Here is an 18,895-nt window from a genome sequence, read left to right as displayed (position 1 = left end):
AAATCGTCTTAAGATCGGAATTTATAATTAAGGTAGTTCTGTAAAAAACGATGTGAACTTGTATAAGTTGTTAAACAGATTATTATTTGCAAACTAAATTTACTGAAATATGTATCAAAACTTAACACAAACCTAGCAAATCGTTCATAAAAAGTACTGATGTTCTGGTCTAGGATGAGTTCATCAAAACAACTTCACGATTAAAAAGTTTAATCATCTGAGGAGACCAGCAATGAAAAAATTAAGTTTAATTGCGATTGCAACAACAATGACCGCTTTTGCAGGGACAGCAATGGCAGAAGAACCTGTGATCAACGATGGTCGTGTTTCGAATCAGCTTATGCCAACGTCTGTACGTGCTGAGGCTGGAACGACGGGATATGGTGGCGCAGTCACTTGGACCGCTAACCCGTATGTGGGTGTAACTCTCGGTTATAATGGTGGTGATGTATCTTGGTCCGATGACTTGTCTGTAGATGGCGTTAAATACGACATGGACATGAAAAATAACCTGACTTACTTGAATGCCGAAGTGCGTCCTTGGGGTACCAGCTCCAACATGTGGGCGAACTCACTTTACATGGCAGCAGGTGTAGGTTATGTCGATAGTGAATACACGCTTAAATCAAAAGCAGGTAGTGGCAATATTGAAATTGATGGCACGAAAACCAGCTTTGATTCTGTGACAGGTAAAGTCAGCTACAACAATGATATTGCGCCATATTTGGGTCTAGGTTTTGCACCTAAAATCAATGACAAGTTTGGTGTATTTGGTGAAGTCGGTGCCTATTACACAGGAAATCCACAAGCCAAAATGACAGGTGTTGGTGGTACAGCCGCGGATCAGGAATTGCTAGCTGAACATGAACGTAATGTCGCAAATGATGACAAATATGAGTGGATGCCAGTGGCGAAACTCGGTGTTAGCTATCATTTCTAAATGATAATTTTGATAGAAAAACGGGCTGAATGCCCGTTTTTTAATGTTGCTTAACAACGTATATTAAAAATGATGTCCGATTTTCCCACCAAACACCCAAGCATCATTTTGATTGACCGAATATAAAGTCGCAATTTTACTTTCAGCTTCGGCATCCTGTGCGGTTTTGGCTTTGTTAAAGCGTAAATAGTTTGTTCCCAAGGCAAAAAAAGATTGCGGTTGCCAGTAATAAAGCGCACCCAAACCGAGGCCGTAATAACCATCCACTGGGCTTAAGGTCGAAGCGATATTGCCACTGCCCGAATCCCAACCAACATCGATGGTGGAAACCCAGCGCGGGCTGATTTGATGGGCAATCCCAATTTTCCCAGACCATTGATCTTCTTGATATTGAATCATTTTGAAGGAACCAATTTCAGGTGCATATTGCGCTGCACTTGCAATGATGGCGGCAAACTGGGTCGGTTGAATAACGTAATCGCTCCAATTCACCCAACGTAGCGAAGCATAGAGTAGATTGCTTTGTGAAAGTCCCATTTGGAAATCTAGATTGACTGAGGCAGGTGTTTCTATTGTGGTTTTATCTGCTGTGGTAAAGGTGATGGGCTGGTTTTGTATCGACTCATTTACATGAACTTGATGTTTTATTGCCGAGCGATAGGTCAGACTTGTACGTAATGCATATTCGGGTATTTGATAGCTAGCACCTGCCAACCAGCCGAGGGCATAATCTTTTTCAAATTCGGCACGATACCCGTTCAGGAAAGAAAAGCTTTGCCCAAAAACTTCTAGATTTCCCTCGAAACTTTGCAGACCCAGCCCTGCATACACTTGCCATGAGGGATTGAGCTGATAACCAACAAGGCTGGTGATGTTGTGGCTGTCAAAATCGATTTCAGTGGCTTCAATTTCAATTGGTCCAATTACGGTATTGGGGCGGTAATGGTATTGAATATCGACACCAAAGGGTTGGTCAAAGATCAGTCCTATAGACACTTTTGGATGAGGCTGAAATTTTAAAGCTGCCTGTACAAAATTCCGATCTTCGACAAAATTTCCTGTAGAAAAGTCGGTGACTCCAATTTCAGCCAATTCTGCTTGGTGTTGAACCTGACCTGAGATATCTGCATTTAAATGGGCGACGGTGAGTTCGGCATAGTTGCCTTTTTCATAAAATGACCAGATGGACTGACCTGATAGTTCCATGCCACCCGCCTGCAATGTGGGGGGAATAAAGATAACCATAGAGGCAAAGATTCGAATCACCCACATATTGAAATACCTTGAATTATTATTAAATGAAGTTTTGTTTTGTGTGCGAGCGGTTTTATTGTGGTGAATTCTGCAAAATGAAGCAAGAGTTTTATATTTTTCGCATTTTTGATGATTGATTTAGCTTATAACAGGCGTAAAGAAAATGAAGGCAATAATAAATTGCCTTCATTGCAGGTTTTATTCTTCAGGATAAGCGACTTTTTTCAAGGCTTTGATATCGGTTTCAGGTGAGCATAGAGAAATAAACTCATAACCATAGCCACGAAGGAGATGTCCTTTACGCACAGCCAACCATGTGGTGTTGATGCCGAAAATATCAGTTTGAATTTGCTTCAAACGATAGTCACGTTCAGCGTCATAAGCGACATTGTTGACAATACCGACCCCCATGCCTAGCTCGACATAGGTCTTGATGACATCGGCATCGAGGGCAGACATTACGATATCGGCATCGATATGCGCTGCTTCAAAAGCTTTGTCAATTTTAGAACGACCTGTGAAACCGCCGTGATAGGTAATCAATGGGTATTGCGCCAAATCAGCCAACTCAATTTTTTCTTTTTGCGCTAACTCATGTTGCTGCGGGGTAATAATGCAGTGCTGCCAGTTATAAAACGGTACGCTTGCAAGATTATCCTCAGTGGTTAGTGATTCAGTCGCAATCCCAATATCCGCTTCGCCTTGTAACAACATTTCGGTAATTTCAACTGGGCTAGCTTGTTGCAAAATCAAGTGAACCTTCGGAAACTCTTTTTTAAATAAGTTGACGATTGGTGGCAGGACATATCGTGCTTGAGTATGCGTGGTCGCGATGGTTAAGGTACCTTCATCGACTTTATTAAAGTCATCAGCTAGACGTTTAATGTTGTCAGCATCCACCAGCATGCGTTCAACAATGCCGAGCAAGGCTTGTCCTGGTTCGGTTAAACCGAGTAGACGTTTGCCTTTACGGATAAATAGCTGTACCCCTAATTCATCTTCCAGATCTTTAATATGTTTACTGACCCCAGATTGAGAGGTGTATAACGCTGCAGATGCTTCGGTCAAATTGAAGTTCTGTCGCACTGTTTCTCGAATAATTCTGAGTTGTTGGAAATTCATTTCTCTATACCTTAAAGCGGTGAGGTGGAGATGCCTCACCTAAATGTCTCTATGCGACTTGATTTTCGAATAAGTGTAATGCAGTTGCACTTAACCAAACAGTTTGATTTGGTCTAAATTGATGTAATTTTGACTCTTCTGGGCTGAGTGTGATTTCAATCAGGTTGCCCTGACGGTCTTGTAACTCTGCCAAAACTTTACCCGCAATCCAAATTTCACGTAAAAAAGTGGCTTGAATGGCATTGTCCTGTGGCTGGGTATGAATGCGTAATTCATTCGGTCGGGCAAAGGCAATCACATTACCATGCGGTGCATGTTGCGCTGTATCCAAATGAATACGATCTTCACCGAGTTGAATCATGCCTTGATGATGATGTCCTTCAAAGCGGTTCGCCTGACCCAAAAAGTCGAAGACGAATGGCGTCGCAGGTTTTTCATAGACTTCACGTGGTGAACCAATCTGCTCCACATTACCTTTGTTCATCACAATAATCTGGTCAGCAACTTCAAGTGCTTCTTCCTGATCATGGGTCACAAAAATTGAGGTGATGTGCAGTTCATCATGCAAGGTACGTAACCAACGACGCAGTTCTTTACGTACTTTGGCATCCAGAGCACCAAAAGGTTCATCTAATAACAGGACGCGTGGTTCAACAGCTAAGGCACGTGCCAAGGCAATACGTTGGCGTTGTCCCCCTGAAAGTTGTGCAGGATAGCGATCTGCCAAGAAACCCAGTTGTACCAAATCCAGTAAACGTGTCACGCGTTTTTTAATTTCAGCTTCTGAAGGACGTGTCGCACGTGGACGTACACGCAAACCAAAGGCAATATTGTCAAATACAGTCATGTGACGGAACAATGCATAATGTTGGAACACAAAACCCACTTGACGTTCACGTACATGCACATCGGTGGCATCTTGACCTTCTAAAATGACTTGCCCGCCATCTGCTGATTCTAAACCTGCAATAATGCGGAGTAGGGTGGTCTTGCCGCAGCCAGAGGGTCCTAAAAGAGCAACCAATTGCCCCTCAGGGAAATCTAAAGAAATATTTTTTAGTGCATGGAATGCACCGAAGTGTTTTTCAATATTTTTTACTTGAATACTCATGGCTTCATTCCTATTTAAATACTTGAACTATGGTTCTGTTTTTCCTGACGATACTCGACCCATGTTTTTAAAATTAAGGTCACAATTGCCAGTAAAGCCAGTAAGGAGGACACTGCAAAAGCCGCGCTAAAGGTGTACTCGTTATAAAGAATTTCAACATGCAGCGGTAAGGTGTTGGTTTCGCCTCGAATATGTCCAGAGACCACGGATACCGCACCAAACTCACCCATCGCTCGCGCATTACACAGGATCACGCCGTAAATCAGACCCCATTTAATGTTGGGTAAAGTCACTTTCCAAAAGGTTTGCCAACCTGAAGCGCCAAGTACCATCGCAGCTTCTTCTTCTTCCGTACCTTGTGCTTCCATCAGTGGAATTAGTTCACGTGCCACAAAAGGAACCGTAATAAACACGGTCGCTAAGACAATGGCAGGTACGGCATACAGAACTTTAATGTCATGATCTAGTAACCAGCTCCCCATCCAGCCCTGAGTACCAAAAATCAGTACCAGCATTAAACCTGCAATCACAGGGGAAACTGAAAATGGCAGATCAATTAAGGTGGTTAAAATCGATTTGCCACGGAAATTAAACTTGGCGACCGACCATGCTGCGGCGACACCAAACACCACATTCAGTGGAACGGCAATAGCAGCCGTGAGTAAGGTTAATTTGACGGCAGATAAGGTGTCAGGATCGATTAAAGCCTGAACATACACAGCAACACCTTGCTTAAGTGCTTCAACAAAAACCAGAATTAAAGGCAGCATTAAGCAGCTTAAAAAGAAGATTAAGGCAATGCTGAGTAAGGTGTAGCGTACCCAAACGGGTTCGCGAGTGGCATCACGAGATTGCAAGCGTTCAGCAAAAGCATTGCCATTGGTCACTGAGCTCATATTGCTGTTCTCCCTGTACGACGGCTTGCCCATGCTTGTAATAAGTTGATTAAAAACAATAGTGCGAATGAAATGAGCAGCATCACCACGGCAATGGTCGTTGCACCTGCATAATCATATTCTTCTAAGCGTGAGATGATCATGAGTGGCGCAATCTCGGTTTTGAATGGCTGATTGCCTGCAATAAAAATCACGGATCCATATTCACCAACACCACGTGCAAAGGCCAATGCAAAACCTGTGAGTAAGGCAGGGAACAAAATTGGTAAAATAATTTTGGTCACAATTTGTAGACGATTAGCACCTAAGGCTGAAGCTGCTTCTTCAAGTTCGGTTTCTAAATCGCTTAATACGGGTTGAACAGTCCGAACCACAAAGGGAATGCCAATGAAAATCAGGGCCATGGTAATGCCGATCGGGGTATAAGCCACCTGAATGCCTAAAGGATCAAGATATTGTCCGACCCAGCCTGTTGGTGCATAGAGCGAGGTTAAGGCGATACCTGCCACCGCAGTGGGTAGGGCAAACGGTAAATCGACCAAGGCATCGACAATACGTTTCCCCGGAAAACGGTAACGTACCAAGCACCATGCGAGTAATAAGCCGAAGATCACATTAATGAACGCAGCTAATAACGCCGTGCTAAAGCTGAGTTGCAGGGATTTTAAAATCCGTTCAGAACTTAAAATTTCCCATAAACCTGTCCAACCAATGTCTAAAGATTTAATAAAAACGGCTGAAAGTGGAATCAGTACGATTAAAGATAAATAAGCGAGGGTAAAACCTAGCGAAAGTCCAAACCCTGGCAGCACTCGGGATCGCTGCAACATAACAATTCCTCAAAACTTGAGCAGACTGATCCAATAAAATCAGCCAAATAATTTGTGAATTAACTTATGCAGACCTTAGAGTGCATAGTTTAGAAAATGGGGGGAGTCATTAGACAGTCGCATTCGAGACATAGACTGTTCTGGAATCAGGTAGTCATAGATTTCAGGAAATGGACCGAAGCCTGATGCCACATTGATATGACCGACTTGACCTAAATTGATTGGTTTCAAATTCCAGTGCTGTGCCAGTTGCTGAGCATCTGCAAAGCTTAACCATGGGTCGTTTTCACTGATCAGCATTGTGGTCGGAACTTGAATCTTCAGTTGCTGAAAAAATGCTTGATAATCCTGTTGGCTGTCTCTCGCGAAACCTGCTTCACCAAAACGGGCAGGATTGGCAGGTGCCACCAAAACCAAATTTTTCACACGTTTTGTGAGTTCAGGATGCAGTGCCAATGCTGCTACAGTGGTTAAACACCCAAAGCTATGCGCCACAATCTGAAGGTCACTTTGAATCGGTTTTAGTGTCTTAACAAATTGTGCAATCCAGTCGTGCAAGATTGGCTGGTTCCAGTCAGCCTGATGCACACGAGAGCAAGACATGAGATTACGTTGTAACCAAGACTGCCAGTGCTGTGCTTCACTACCACCTACACCCGGTACGATAACGGTATGAATCATGACGTTGCTCCTTCGTGAATATATGATCGATTATTTAGCGTTGTTGGCTTTCACGATCTGATCGAATACACCACCATTTTCAAAGTGTTGCTTTTGAACTTTTGCCCAGCCACCGAACTCCTGATCAATCGTGACCAGTTTTAAAGGCTTAAATACATTTTTGTACTGCGCCAAGATTGTGGCATTTCGTGGACGATAAAAATGTTTGGCTGCCAATTGTTGTCCAAGTGGTGAATACAAAAAGTTTAAATAGCCCTGCGCCAGATATTGCGTGCCATGCTTGTTCACATTTTTTTCAACAATCGCCACTGGTGGTTCAGCCAGAATTGATAAAGATGGCGTCACAATTTCAAATTTGCCCGGTTGTTCACGTACCGCAAGATAAGCTTCATTTTCCCAAGCCAGCAACACATCACCTATGCCACGTTCAGCAAAGGTTGTGGTTGCACCGCGAGCGCCTGAATCCAGCACTTTGGTGTTTTTATAAATTTGGCGGACAAATTCTTGTGCTTTGGCATCATTGCCATTGGGTTGGTGTTTTGCCCAAGCCCAAGCGGCTAGATAATTCCAGCGTGCACCACCCGAGGTTTTCGGGTTTGGGGTAATAATGCCCACATTGGGTTTGACCAAGTCCCCCCAATCTTTAATGCCTTTAGGATTGCCTTTACGGACTAAAAAGACGATGGTCGAGGTATAAGGGGTGGAGTTTTGAGGCAGTTTTTTCTGCCAGTCTGTTGGCAGCAATTTAGCTTTCTCTGCAATCACGTCAATATCGGCAGCCAGTGCTAAAGTCACGACATCGGCTTCAAGTCCATCAATCACAGCACGGGCTTGTTTGCCTGAACCCCCGTGAGATTGTTTGAAATTGACCTGTTGACCAGTACGGCTCTGCCAGTATTTGCCAAACTGTTTGTTGACATCATCGTAGAGTTCGCGAGTAGGATCATAAGAAACGTTTAAGAAATCTCGTGCCGATGCATTCACGGAAGTGATGGAAATCAGTGCAGCGATCACCCCAAGTTTTAAGCTAGAAAAGCGCATGTGTTGCCTCAGTAATTCTGTGTGTTTGTGCTATGAGGCAAGAATAACGCTGAGTTTTTTGCAAAAAAAATAATAAAAAACGAATTTTATATGAATAAAAAAGCAATAAAATTTAAACTAGACTGCCTACACTACGGCAGGATCAAAAGGACCGTTCAATCATGCTCTGTTTTAAAAATACGCAAGAAGTCAAAGACATTGCTTTGCTTGATCGAGCTTTTCACTATGGTGATGGTTGCTTTACCACGGCACGCATTGTCGAGAGTAAAATTGAGCTGGAAGCCTTGCATTACAGGCGTTTAAAGCTGGCTTGTGAACGTTTATCGCTGGATGTTGATTGGGATGTTATTGCAACTACATTGGCATTAATGCAGCAGCAATGCTCTGATCTAAATGGCACGTTGAAGGTGATTATCAGTCGTGGTGAAGGGCAACGTGGTTATAGCTTGCCGAATCATCCAGCCGATTTATGGGTGTTTTATTATCCTAAAACGGTTGAGCGTTTCCATTATGAAAAAATTCAATCAGGTGTCTTACAGTCGGTAATGGGCTTGAGTATGCCAAACTTGGTTGGCATCAAAAGTTTAAACCGCATAGAGCAGGTCTTGCTAAAACAGGAAGCCGATCAACGTGGCTGGTTAGAAGCCTTGGTGCTGGATGTTCAGGGTTTAGTTGTAGAAGGTGTAAGCAGTAATTGCTTCTTTCGCATAAATGACACATGGATTACGCCTGAACTTCGTTATAATGGCGTGCATGGTGTCATGCGTGCTGAGATTCTTGGTCGTATGCAGCAGCAGGGGATTCAATGTGAGCAGCGTTTGGTCGATGCCATAGAGATTCCAAATATCCAGAGTCTGTTTTTCTGTAATGCCTTGCAACCTATGAAAATTGCCACAGAGTTGGATCAGCAAACTTTAATGGTTGAACCCTGTATTGAACTTTTTAATACCTTAAAATTTAATCAGATAGCCTAATTTTATTATGAGCAGTAAACCAAAACCGAAAAAAAAGCCTGCAAAGAAAAGCACGTCGACTTCAAAATTCTCCGCAAAAAAATGGGGAATTTTTATTGGGCTATTCCTTGTGGTTGTCGTCACAGTACTTTGGTCAAGCTTGTTTAAGGCTTATCCTGTGGAAGGGAAAAAGCAGCTGTTGGCGATTGGGCAGGGCGATAGTTATTCAGGCTTGATTGATCGTTGGTCGAAAGAAAGTAAGATTCATTTTCCAATCATTTTAAAGCTCTATCAAAAAGTGATGATTCATGACAGCTTAAAAGCGGGCGTGTATGAAATTCATCAGGGCATGAGTGTACGTCAGGTATTGGAATTGGTTTCTAACGCTGAAAATGCACAGATGAATCGGGTCTTGGTGATTGAGGGCACGACCTTTAAGCAACTGATTGAACAGTTAAAACAAAATTCGATGGTGACCAAGGAAATTTCGAATTTACCGCAAGCGGAGATGTTACAGGCGCTCAATATTCCATATTCGCATCCTGAAGGGCTATTTGCGCCTGATACCTATTTCTTTAACAAAGGCGAGTCGGACAAGAAGATTTTAACCGATTTGTACCGTCGCCAAATGAAGAATCTAGATCAGGCATGGGAAAAACGCGCCCCAAATTTACCGTATAAAGATAAATATGAAGCGCTGATTATGGCGTCTATTGTTGAAAAAGAAACCAGTCTGGACAATGAGTTAGAACAGGTGTCTGGAGTGTTTGTGCGTCGCTTGCAAAAAGGAATGCGATTACAAACTGATCCGACTGTCATTTACGGGATGGGAGATCGTTATCAGGGCAATATTACTCGTCAGGATTTAAGAACACCGACCGCATATAACACCTACACTATGAGTGGCTTGCCGCCAACACCAATCGCATTACCAAGTAAAAAGGCCATTGAAGCCGCGATGCATCCCGACAATGCTGACAATATTTATTTTGTTGCAACGGGCAATGGTGGACATAAATTTAGCGCGACACTGGAACAACACAATCGCGCGGTCAAAGAGTATTTAAACGTTTTAAAGTCGAAGCAGGAGTGAGACATGTTTATTAGTTTTGAAGGCACGGAAGGTGTCGGGAAAACCACTCTGATTCGTAAAATTCATGAGCATTTTCAACAGCAAGGCAAAGATGTCGTGCTAACGCGTGAGCCAGGTGGAACGCCAATGGCTGAGCAAATTCGCAGTCTACTGCTTGCCGTGAATCATGATGAATTGATGTCGAATGACACTGAACTCTTGTTGATATATGCAGCTCGTGCACAGCATTTACAGCAAGTGATCGTGCCTGCTTTAGAGGCAGGTAAAACAGTGTTATGTGACCGTTTTACCGATGCCAGTTTTGCTTATCAATGTTCAGGTCGTGGCTTAGATCAGAGCAAATTAAACTTATTAAACGACCATTTTGTTTCTCATATGCCCAATATTACGTTTTGGCTGGATGCTCCAATTGAAACAGGTATGGCGCGTGCCCGTGAACGTGGTGCTTTGGATCGTTTTGAGCAAGAAAAAGTCAGTTTCTTTGAAAAAGTTCGTGCGGGTTATCAAACCTTATGGGAACAACAACCTGAACGCATGAAGCGTTTAGATGCGACCCAAACGCCAGAACAAGTCTTTGCTCAAGCTTTGTCATATTTGGTCTAGGGGTTGATCGAATTTCCTAGTGTCGATCATTCCATAATCTTTTATAGTGATGATCGTATAGGGAATACGGATAACAATACGCAATGAATATGCAAAGTAAACAAGCTGAAATTATTCAGTTTTTGATGCAACATTTTCCACAAAGTTTAGAAAAATGTGACATTGAATCCGTGATGGATCGCGGAGCAACGGTTCTATATCACATAGATGAACGTGATTTACGTCCAGGCGTGACGGTGTCGGGACCGACCATGATGACGGTTGCAGATTATGCCTTGTATATTGCGATACTGGGCGAGATCGGTATTGTCGGGCTAACCGTTACCACCAATTTGAATATCAATTTTTTGCGTAAACCCGCAGCTTCACAAGATTTGCGCGGCGTCTGCAAACTGATGAAAGTGGGCAAAGCCTTAATCGTGGGTGAGGTTTGGATTTATTCAGTCAATGAAGATGAACCCGTGGCGCATGTCACAGGAACTTATTCAGTACCACCGCAGCGCACGGTCATATAACGACACATTGGGTTAATTGTTTTAATCTTCAATGGAATTACTTAAAACACAGGTATAGTCGATGAAAGACTGTACCTGTGTTGTTTTGATTTAAACATTGACCAGTGGTGTTTCAACTTGGAAGTTAGGCGGTGTGAGTACGGTTTTACGTAATTCAGGTGCTAATTCTGGATAATCCAAGGTGAAATGCAAACCACGCGATTCTTTGCGTTCCATCGCGCAGCGCACAATCATTTCCGAGACTAAGACCAGGTTACGCAATTCAATCAGGTTTTTGCTGACTTGGTAATCTTCATAGTATTCGGTAATTTCACGCTTGAGCATTTCAATACGGTGTAGTGCACGTTGTAAACGCTTAGTCGTGCGAACAATGCCGACATAGTTCCACATGGTTTGACGTAATTCATCCCAGTTTTGCAGAATAACGACATCTTCATCAGGGTTCATGACCTGAGAATCATCCCATTCTGGTACTGCTGGTGAATGGTAGTCGGCGATATATTGCGATTTGATATGCTCCGCGGCACTCATGCCATACACGAAACATTCAAGTAGGGAGTTACTCGCCATACGGTTTGCACCATGCAGTCCTGTATAGGATGTTTCACCCACAGCATATAAGCCCTGAATATCGGTTTGGCTATGCTCATCTACCACGACACCACCACAGGTGTAATGTGCGGCAGGGACTACTGGAATCATTTCCTTGGTAATGTCGATGCCTAATTCGAGCAATCGTGCATATAAAGTCGGGAAGTGTTCTTTCACAAAAGCTTCTGGCTTATGCGTAATGTCTAACCAGACATGGCGTATCCCTAAACGTTTGATTTCATAGTCAATTGCACGTGCGACAATATCACGAGGTGCTAATTCAGCACGTTCATCAAAACGTAGCATAAAGCGTTCGCCATCAGGCAGTCTTAAATATGCACCTTCACCACGCATGGCTTCGGTAATCAGGAAAGAGCGAGCTTGTGGGTGGTATAAACAGGTTGGATGGAATTGGTTAAATTCCATATTTGCCACGCGGCAACCTGCACGATATGCCATGGCAATACCGTCACCTGTAGCAATGTCAGGGTTTGAGGTATAAAGATAAGCCTTCATTGCACCGCCGCAAGCCAGTGCAGTAAACGGTGCTAAAAAGGTATGAACTTGTTCGGTTTTTTCATCCAGCGCATACAGACCGAGTGCTCGATTATGGCTTTCTTCTAGACCAAGTTTTTGCGAGGTAATCAGATCAATCGCAATGAAATTTTCAAAAATCGTAATATTGTCTTTTTCTTGTGCACGTTGTACCAGTGTGGTCGAAATGGCACGACCTGTGGCATCGGCTGCGTGAATAATACGACGCTGCGAATGACCACCTTCACGGGTTAAATGTAACTGCGATTGTTCATCTAAAGTGAACTGTACGCCGTTATTGAGTAGGAAATCGACAGAAGGTTTGCCGCCTTCGACGGTTTGTTTGACTGCATCAAGTTCACATAATTGTGCACCTGCAATCATGGTGTCATCAATGTGCTGTTGAATGGAATCCGTTTCATCCAAAACAGCGGCAACCCCACCTTGTGCATAGTAAGTACTGGCATCCGTCAGGGTCGATTTTGCTAAAACTGCAATGTTGAAATGATGAGGTAATGACAGTGCTAAACTTAAACCTGCGCCACCACTGCCCACAATAATCACATCAAATTGATGCGTTGAGCTTAAATTAGACATTTCCATCAGCTAATTTTAAAAAAAGTTTGGTAATGACAACGCTTTTTGCGATAAAAGGCAAGTGTAAAATAGTCGAGTCTTAATCAGAAAAAGCAATCAAGGTGCACAAACATTATCTAAAAATAAGTACTTGTTTTGCTAAAACATAATTGAACATATTATTACGCAAGAATAACAAGTTTTATGATAAAAATTTTTTTGTCAAAGACGTAACAATAATTGAGTGAATGAGTTTTATGAATAGTGGCTATCTACAAAAAGGAATGTATGCTGCGGTATTTACGATGGCGGCAGTACAAACACAAGCCGCACCTGCCGTAGATTTTTCAAATTTAGTTGAGCAAGTCAGTCCTGCGGTTGTGAGTGTGAATGTGGTCAAAAAAATGACCCAAGAAGAAATCATGCAACAACAAGTCCCTGAAATCCTGAAGCGTTTTTTTGGTAATCAGGTCATCATTCCACAGCAACAGGTTCCGCAAGAAAAAACTGCTTATGGAAGTGCTTTCTTTATTAGTAAAGATGGTTATCTGTTGACCAATCATCATGTGGTAGAGAATGCTTCAAAGGTCACCATTATGTTGAATGACCGTCGAGAACTGGATGCTACCGTTGTGGGGAGCGATGAACGTACCGATGTGGCGTTGCTGAAGGTCAAAGGTGATCAATTTCCGTCACTCAAAACGGGTAATGTAGATCAATTGAAAGTGGGCGAGCCTGTGTTGGCGATTGGTTCACCTTTCGGCTTTGACTATTCAGCTTCGGCGGGTATTGTCAGTGCCAAAATGCGTAACATGATGGGTGAAACATCCGTACCATTCATTCAAACCGATGTGGCGTTAAACCCGGGTAACTCAGGTGGTCCACTATTTAACCAGCGCGGGGAAGTGGTGGGTGTCAATTCGCGCATTTTCAGTGGAACAGGCGGATATATGGGCTTGTCGTTCTCTATTCCAATTGATGTCGCCATGGATATTGCAGATCAGTTGAAAAAGAATGGTAAAGTGACTCGCTCTTATCTTGGGGTGTCCATGCAGGATATCGACCGTAATTTGGCAGAATCCTACAATTTGCCAAAACCTGAAGGTGCCTTAATCACGGATGTAACAGCGAACTCGCCAGCTTCCAAAGCAGGCTTAAAGTCGGGTGATATTGTACTGAAATATAATGGCGCATCGATTTCACGCACATCTGAATTACTCAATTATTTAAACCGTTCAGCTCCAAATCAAACCATTCAGCTTGAAGTGTTGCGAGATGATAAAACACGAAATATTTCAGCAACTTTAACCACAGCACCTGATGATACACCAGCTAAAGCTCAGCAAGTGTCTGAAAGTACGGGGCCGAAAATTGGCGTTGCCATTCGTGATTTAACACCAACAGAATTGTCACAGATGAATATTCAGGGTGGCGTACTCATTCAGGATGTGATGCGTGGTGGCGTGGCATCACAGGCGCGTATTTTACCAGGAGATGTTATTACGCAATTGAATAGTACGACCATTAAGAATGCGAACGATTTTGTAAAAGCCGTTTCAGGGTTGAAGAAAGAGACCGTGGTGCGTGTGTCACTGATTCGTGAAGGACAGCGTGCCATTGTCGGTATGCGTATTTAAAGATCTGATTTTCAAGAGCGTGTTGAACTAGAAAATGCCAGTCTATTCAGTTTAGACTGGCATTTTATTTGGCTGATATACAATTCAGCAGACAACTTGATGGAAATAAAAACATGGTTTTTAAAACTCGAATGAAACCATGGAAAGGATGAGCGAATTAATGAGTGCGATTTTTGATTTAGATTTAACGGTTCAACCTGAGCATATCGATGCTTTGGGGCATGTCAATAATGTGGTGTATGTGCAGTGGATGCAAGATGTCGCAACAGCACATATTGACCAGTTAGGACTGGGGATCCAGCAATATTTAGAGTTGAAACATGCCATGGTTGCAGTGGAGCATCATGTGCAATATCGAAAAGCTGCATTATTGGAAGATCAAATTGTTCTGCGTACATGGTTAAGCGATATCAATAGCATGTATTTATTTCGTCAGTATGCGTTTTATCGTCCAGCCGATCAGGCCGTGTTATTTATGGGGCAAACCAAGTGGGCATGCGTAGAAATTGCGACAGGTCGGCCAAAACGTATTTCACCCACCTTCTCGCAGGCCTATCAACCGTTAAACGAGCAGATTAATCCGCTGGATTTTAGTATTTCTTATCTTGCTTAAGGGCTTAATAGCGTAATGTTTGAAAAATGTACAGTCTTAAAAACCTAAGCGTTTAAACGAATTTATCACTTTTTCATTTTTGCAATCTGTTATAATCGGCAGCAATTTGTTTAACCGCTTACGCTTAGTACCTCTGCTTTGTACTTGGCACTATTTTTTTCTTAAGGTAACTCATGGCGCAAGCTAAAAAATCCGTTGATATCAATAACATCCGAAATTTTTCGATTATTGCTCACATTGACCATGGTAAGTCGACTTTGGCTGACCGTTTTATTCAAATGTGTGGCGGTTTACAAGATCGTGAAATGCAAGCCCAAGTTTTGGACTCGATGGAGTTAGAACGCGAACGTGGGATTACCATTAAGGCAGCATCTGTAACGCTCTATTACACTCATCCAAATGGTCAAGAATATCAATTGAACTTCATTGATACACCAGGACACGTAGACTTTTCCTATGAAGTTTCGCGTTCATTGGCAGCGTGTGAAGGGGCATTATTGGTTGTGGATGCTGCACAGGGTGTAGAGGCACAGTCAGTTGCAAACTGCTATACCGCGATTGAGCAAGGTCTAGAAGTTCTACCAATTTTGAACAAAATTGACTTGCCGCAAGCTGAGCCTGAGCGTGTGATTCACGAAATTGAAGAAATTATCGGCATTGAAGCGACAGATGCGCCAACATGTTCTGCAAAAACAGGTCTGGGCGTTGAAGGTGTGCTTGAGCGTTTAGTGGATGTCATTCCTGCACCAGTAGGTGATCGTGAAGCACCTTTACAAGCCTTAATTATTGACTCATGGTTCGATAATTACCTTGGCGTTGTGTCTTTGGTCCGTATCAAGCAAGGTCGTATCCGTAAGGGCGACAAAATGTTGGTGAAATCAACTGGACAAACCCATCCTGTAACCTCTGTCGGTGTGTTTAATCCAAAACATACAGAAACTGACATGCTTGAAGCGGGTGAAGTTGGTTTTGTGATTGCAGGGATTAAAGACATTTTTGGTGCGCCAGTGGGTGATACCATTACGCTTGCAGCTACGCCTGAAGTAACGACTTTACCAGGTTTCAAAAAAGTGAAACCACAGGTTTACGCAGGTCTTTTCCCAATCGATTCGAGTGATTTCGAACCGTTCCGTGAAGCATTACAGAAATTACAAATTAACGATTCTGCTTTATTCTTCGAACCTGAAAGTTCAGATGCACTTGGTTTTGGTTTTCGTTGTGGCTTCTTGGGGATGCTACACATGGAGATCGTTCAAGAGCGTCTTGAGCGTGAATATGACCTTGATTTGATTAGCTCTGCACCTACAGTTGTATATGAAGCTTTGACTAAAAAAGGCGAAACGATTTATATCGACAGCCCATCGAAAATGCCTGATGGCTCGACGGTAGAAGATTTACGTGAACCAATTGCAGAATGTCATATTCTCGTACCGCAAGAATACTTGGGTAACGTGATGACCTTATGTATCGAGCGTCGCGGTGTACAAAAGGACATGAAGTTCTTGGGTAATCAAGTGTCTGTGACTTTTGAAATTCCAATGGCAGAAGTGGTGATGGACTTCTTCGATCGATTGAAGTCTTGCTCACGTGGTTTTGCCTCTTTGGACTACAACTTTGTGCGTTTTGAAAGCTCATCTTTGGTTAAAGTTGATGTCTTAATTAACAGTGAAAAAGTGGATGCCTTGGCGATGATTTGTCACCGTCAAGATGCTCGCCATCGTGGTATTGCACTGGTTGAAAAGATGAAAGATTTGATTCCACGTCAAATGTTCGATGTGGCAATTCAGGCAGCCATTGGCGCACAAATTATCGCGCGTTCAACCGTCAAGGCAATGCGTAAAAACGTCTTGGCGAAATGTTATGGCGGTGACGTTTCACGTAAGAAGAAACTCCTTGCTAAACAGAAAGAAGGTAAGAAACGCATGAAGCAAGTGGGTAGCGTTGAAATCCCGCAAGAAGCGTTCTTGGCTGTGTTGAAAGTAGAAAGATAAGAATTAGAGGTCGTTTAGCTCATGGATTTTGATTTTAATTTAATACTCGTGCCTGCCACGCTGATTTTTTTCTTGGTGTGGTTGCTGGATAAGTTTGTATTTAAACAAAGACAAACCAAAGGCAGGGGAAATGAAAATTTCATTATCACATGGGCATATGACTTCTGGCCAGTTCTGGCGGTAGTTCTGGTATTGCGTTCATTCCTGTACGAGCCATTTAATATTCCATCGGATTCTATGGTGCCAACCTTGGAAACGGGTGACTTTATTTTGGTGAATAAGTTTAACTATGGTGTACGCTTACCGATCGTCAATAAAAAAATTATTGATGTAGGTGAGCCTGAGCGTGGAGATGTGATTGTATTCCGTTATCCACCTCAGCCAACCATTAGCTATATCAAGCGTGTTGTTGGTCTACCAGGGGATCATATTATTTATGATCATGGGCAATTGACGATTAATGGTCAAAAGGTTGCGAAAGTACCTGTTGAATTTAGTCGTGAGAAGGATGCATTAGATACACCAACTTCGATCTATCATAAAGAGACTTTAGGTCAGCATACATTTACGATGCGTGAACTAGAAGGGGTGAATGTTGCTCGCCAAGCACCATTCATTAATTATGTTGAAAATGGTAAATACTCAACTGAAAATGGTTTATATTGGGAAGTGAAAGTTCCAGCAGGGCACTATTTTGCGATGGGGGATAACCGCGATCAAAGTGCGGACAGTCGTTTTTGGGGATTTGTGCCTGAGGAAAACTTAACTGGGCGAGCATTTTATGTGTGGATGCATAAAGAGCCTGGATTCAAACTACCGTCATTTAGCCGTAACGGTAAAATTGATTAATTGACCAAAATGGAAAATAAAAAATGCGTCGAAATCAAAAAGGTGCGTCTTATATTGGATTTTTAATTGCAATTATTGGTTTTGCTTTCTTAGCAAAAGTCGCCATTGCAGTGTGGGCTCCCTATTGGGATGATCGTGTGATTGATACTCAAATCACAGAGTTATTGCAAAGTAGCCCCAAAGAGATTGGTTCGGATGAATTTAATACTCAGATGGAGCAGCGTCTGACAATGAATAATATTCGAGATGTCAATTTTAAAGATATTGCACAAGTAACCAATACTGATGGGATACAAGTGAAAAAGAGTTATGAGGTAAGAAAGCCGTTCTTACTGAATATTGATTTAGTGTTAAAGTTTGAGAAAAGTTTTGATCAAAGGTCAGTCCAAACTAAGTGATATGCGCTTAGCGAGTCGTATCGGTTACCAGTTTAAGCAAGCTGAATTATTACAGCTTGCATTGACACACCGTTCGGTGAGCCACAAGTATAATTACGAACGCCTTGAGTTTTTAGGTGATTCGTTGTTAGGAATGATCATCGCCAATTATTTATATCATGCCTATCCACAGGAAAATGAGGGGCGTTTAACTCGAATGCGTGCCACTTTAGTTAGGCAAGAGGCGTTGGGTAAAATTGCCAATGACTTGAAGCTCAGCACCAGTTTGATTTTGAGTACGGGTGAGTTAAAGTCAGGTGGTCATCATCGTGAATCCATTTTGGCAGATACTGTAGAAGCAATTATCGGTGCAATTTATGTAGATTGCGCTGATTTAACTGTCCTACAAGCAATCGTGTTAAAATGGTATGAACCGTATTTGGATCATATAGAGCCAACCGATCAGCTCAAAGATCCGAAATCGAGATTGCAAGAATATTTGCAAGCGCGTAAAAAGCCGTTGCCGCTCTACGAGGTAGTCGATATCCAAGGCGATGCACCGAATCAACATTTCAAAGTGCATTGCACGGTAGATGGATTACCTTTATTTAAGGGCGAAGGCTCAAGTCGTCGTTTTGCAGAACAAGCTGCAGCGGCGGATATTTTAAAACTATTGGAGCAGTAAACT

The 18,895-nt window shown here is 42.6% G+C and carries 19 protein-coding genes; 11 read left to right on the top strand and 8 right to left on the bottom strand.

Features of this window, described 5'->3' with window-relative positions; translation table 11 throughout:
- The first annotated feature begins 232 nt into the window (after positions 1 to 232).
- Entirely contained in the window at positions 233 to 940 is a 708-nt protein-coding gene (gene carO, locus GWK51_RS08835) for an ornithine uptake porin CarO (RefSeq protein ID WP_161933425.1), read from the top strand.
- A gap of 63 nt (positions 941 to 1,003) precedes the next feature.
- Here the strand turns inward: carO and GWK51_RS08830 are convergent, their stop codons facing one another.
- The 7 genes from GWK51_RS08830 to GWK51_RS08800 form a co-directional block, all read right to left on the bottom strand.
- Complete coding sequence (locus GWK51_RS08830) at positions 1,004 to 2,212, bottom strand: OmpP1/FadL family transporter (RefSeq protein WP_235941113.1); 1,209 nt, start codon at positions 2,210 to 2,212, stop codon at positions 1,004 to 1,006.
- Positions 2,213 to 2,392: 180 nt separating this feature from the next.
- Entirely contained in the window at positions 2,393 to 3,316 is a 924-nt protein-coding gene (locus GWK51_RS08825; RefSeq protein ID WP_161933424.1) for a CysB family HTH-type transcriptional regulator, read from the bottom strand.
- A 49-nt stretch (positions 3,317 to 3,365) separates the two neighbouring features.
- On the bottom strand, positions 3,366 to 4,427 hold the full coding sequence (locus GWK51_RS08820) for a sulfate/molybdate ABC transporter ATP-binding protein (protein ID WP_161933423.1): 1,062 nt from the start codon (positions 4,425 to 4,427) through the stop codon (positions 3,366 to 3,368).
- Positions 4,428 to 4,441: 14 nt separating this feature from the next.
- Positions 4,442 to 5,323, bottom strand: coding sequence for a sulfate ABC transporter permease subunit CysW (gene cysW / locus GWK51_RS08815; RefSeq protein WP_161933422.1), 882 nt, complete (start codon positions 5,321 to 5,323; stop codon positions 4,442 to 4,444).
- On the bottom strand, positions 5,320 to 6,153 hold the full coding sequence (gene cysT, locus GWK51_RS08810; RefSeq protein WP_161933421.1) for a sulfate ABC transporter permease subunit CysT: 834 nt from the start codon (positions 6,151 to 6,153) through the stop codon (positions 5,320 to 5,322). The genes cysW and cysT overlap by 4 nt, the downstream gene beginning before the upstream one ends.
- 75 nt (positions 6,154 to 6,228) lie before the next feature.
- Entirely contained in the window at positions 6,229 to 6,834 is a 606-nt protein-coding gene (locus GWK51_RS08805; RefSeq protein ID WP_161933420.1) for an RBBP9/YdeN family alpha/beta hydrolase, read from the bottom strand.
- Between the two features lie 30 nt (positions 6,835 to 6,864).
- Positions 6,865 to 7,875, bottom strand: coding sequence for a sulfate ABC transporter substrate-binding protein (locus tag GWK51_RS08800; protein WP_161933419.1), 1,011 nt, complete (start codon positions 7,873 to 7,875; stop codon positions 6,865 to 6,867).
- A 161-nt stretch (positions 7,876 to 8,036) separates the two neighbouring features.
- On the opposite strand from GWK51_RS08800, the gene pabC reads away from it, so the two are divergent.
- The 4 genes from pabC (at position 8,037) to GWK51_RS08780 (ending at position 11,039) form a co-directional block, all read left to right on the top strand.
- On the top strand, positions 8,037 to 8,849 hold the full coding sequence (gene pabC, locus GWK51_RS08795) for an aminodeoxychorismate lyase (protein ID WP_161933418.1): 813 nt from the start codon (positions 8,037 to 8,039) through the stop codon (positions 8,847 to 8,849).
- Between the two features lie 7 nt (positions 8,850 to 8,856).
- Positions 8,857 to 9,921, top strand: a complete 1,065-nt coding sequence (gene mltG / locus GWK51_RS08790) for an endolytic transglycosylase MltG (protein ID WP_161933417.1) — start codon at positions 8,857 to 8,859, stop codon at positions 9,919 to 9,921.
- 3 nt (positions 9,922 to 9,924) lie between these two features.
- A complete protein-coding gene (gene tmk, locus GWK51_RS08785; RefSeq protein WP_161933416.1) occupies positions 9,925 to 10,524 on the top strand; it encodes a dTMP kinase in 600 nt (199 codons plus the stop codon).
- Between the two features lie 89 nt (positions 10,525 to 10,613).
- Positions 10,614 to 11,039 (top strand): PaaI family thioesterase, encoded by a 426-nt coding sequence (locus GWK51_RS08780; RefSeq protein ID WP_161933704.1) that lies wholly within the window; start codon positions 10,614 to 10,616, stop codon positions 11,037 to 11,039.
- Positions 11,040 to 11,129: 90 nt separating this feature from the next.
- Here the strand turns inward: GWK51_RS08780 and nadB are convergent, their stop codons facing one another.
- On the bottom strand, positions 11,130 to 12,767 hold the full coding sequence (gene nadB / locus GWK51_RS08775; RefSeq protein ID WP_161933415.1) for an L-aspartate oxidase: 1,638 nt from the start codon (positions 12,765 to 12,767) through the stop codon (positions 11,130 to 11,132).
- A 230-nt stretch (positions 12,768 to 12,997) separates the two neighbouring features.
- Here nadB and GWK51_RS08770 point away from each other — a divergent pair, with 230 nt between their 5' ends.
- The 6 genes from GWK51_RS08770 to rnc all read left to right on the top strand — a co-directional run bounded on the left by GWK51_RS08770 (position 12,998) and on the right by rnc (position 18,892).
- The gene (locus GWK51_RS08770) at positions 12,998 to 14,377 is read left to right on the top strand and encodes a Do family serine endopeptidase (RefSeq protein ID WP_161933414.1); all 1,380 of its coding nucleotides are present in this window, start codon (positions 12,998 to 13,000) and stop codon (positions 14,375 to 14,377) included.
- 160 nt (positions 14,378 to 14,537) lie between these two features.
- Positions 14,538 to 14,990 (top strand): acyl-CoA thioesterase, encoded by a 453-nt coding sequence (locus tag GWK51_RS08765; RefSeq protein ID WP_161933413.1) that lies wholly within the window; start codon positions 14,538 to 14,540, stop codon positions 14,988 to 14,990.
- A 173-nt stretch (positions 14,991 to 15,163) separates the two neighbouring features.
- The gene (gene lepA / locus GWK51_RS08760) at positions 15,164 to 16,981 is read left to right on the top strand and encodes a translation elongation factor 4 (protein WP_142768218.1); all 1,818 of its coding nucleotides are present in this window, start codon (positions 15,164 to 15,166) and stop codon (positions 16,979 to 16,981) included.
- Positions 16,982 to 17,002: 21 nt separating this feature from the next.
- A complete protein-coding gene (lepB, locus tag GWK51_RS08755) occupies positions 17,003 to 17,830 on the top strand; it encodes a signal peptidase I (protein WP_100241315.1) in 828 nt (275 codons plus the stop codon).
- A 23-nt stretch (positions 17,831 to 17,853) separates the two neighbouring features.
- Positions 17,854 to 18,228: a DUF4845 domain-containing protein gene (locus tag GWK51_RS08750; RefSeq protein WP_161933412.1), complete on the top strand. Its 375-nt coding sequence runs from the start codon at positions 17,854 to 17,856 to the stop codon at positions 18,226 to 18,228.
- Positions 18,200 to 18,892 (top strand): ribonuclease III, encoded by a 693-nt coding sequence (gene rnc, locus GWK51_RS08745; RefSeq protein WP_100241313.1) that lies wholly within the window; start codon positions 18,200 to 18,202, stop codon positions 18,890 to 18,892. The genes GWK51_RS08750 and rnc overlap by 29 nt, the downstream gene beginning before the upstream one ends.
- Positions 18,893 to 18,895 lie beyond the last annotated feature (3 nt).

Origin of the sequence: Acinetobacter kanungonis, assembly GCF_009939195.1 — a bacterium.
GTDB classification, from domain to species: Bacteria; Pseudomonadota; Gammaproteobacteria; order Pseudomonadales; family Moraxellaceae; genus Acinetobacter; species Acinetobacter kanungonis.
The sequence above is the reverse complement of the archived record's forward strand: the minus strand, read 5'-3'. Positions and strand labels throughout refer to the sequence as shown.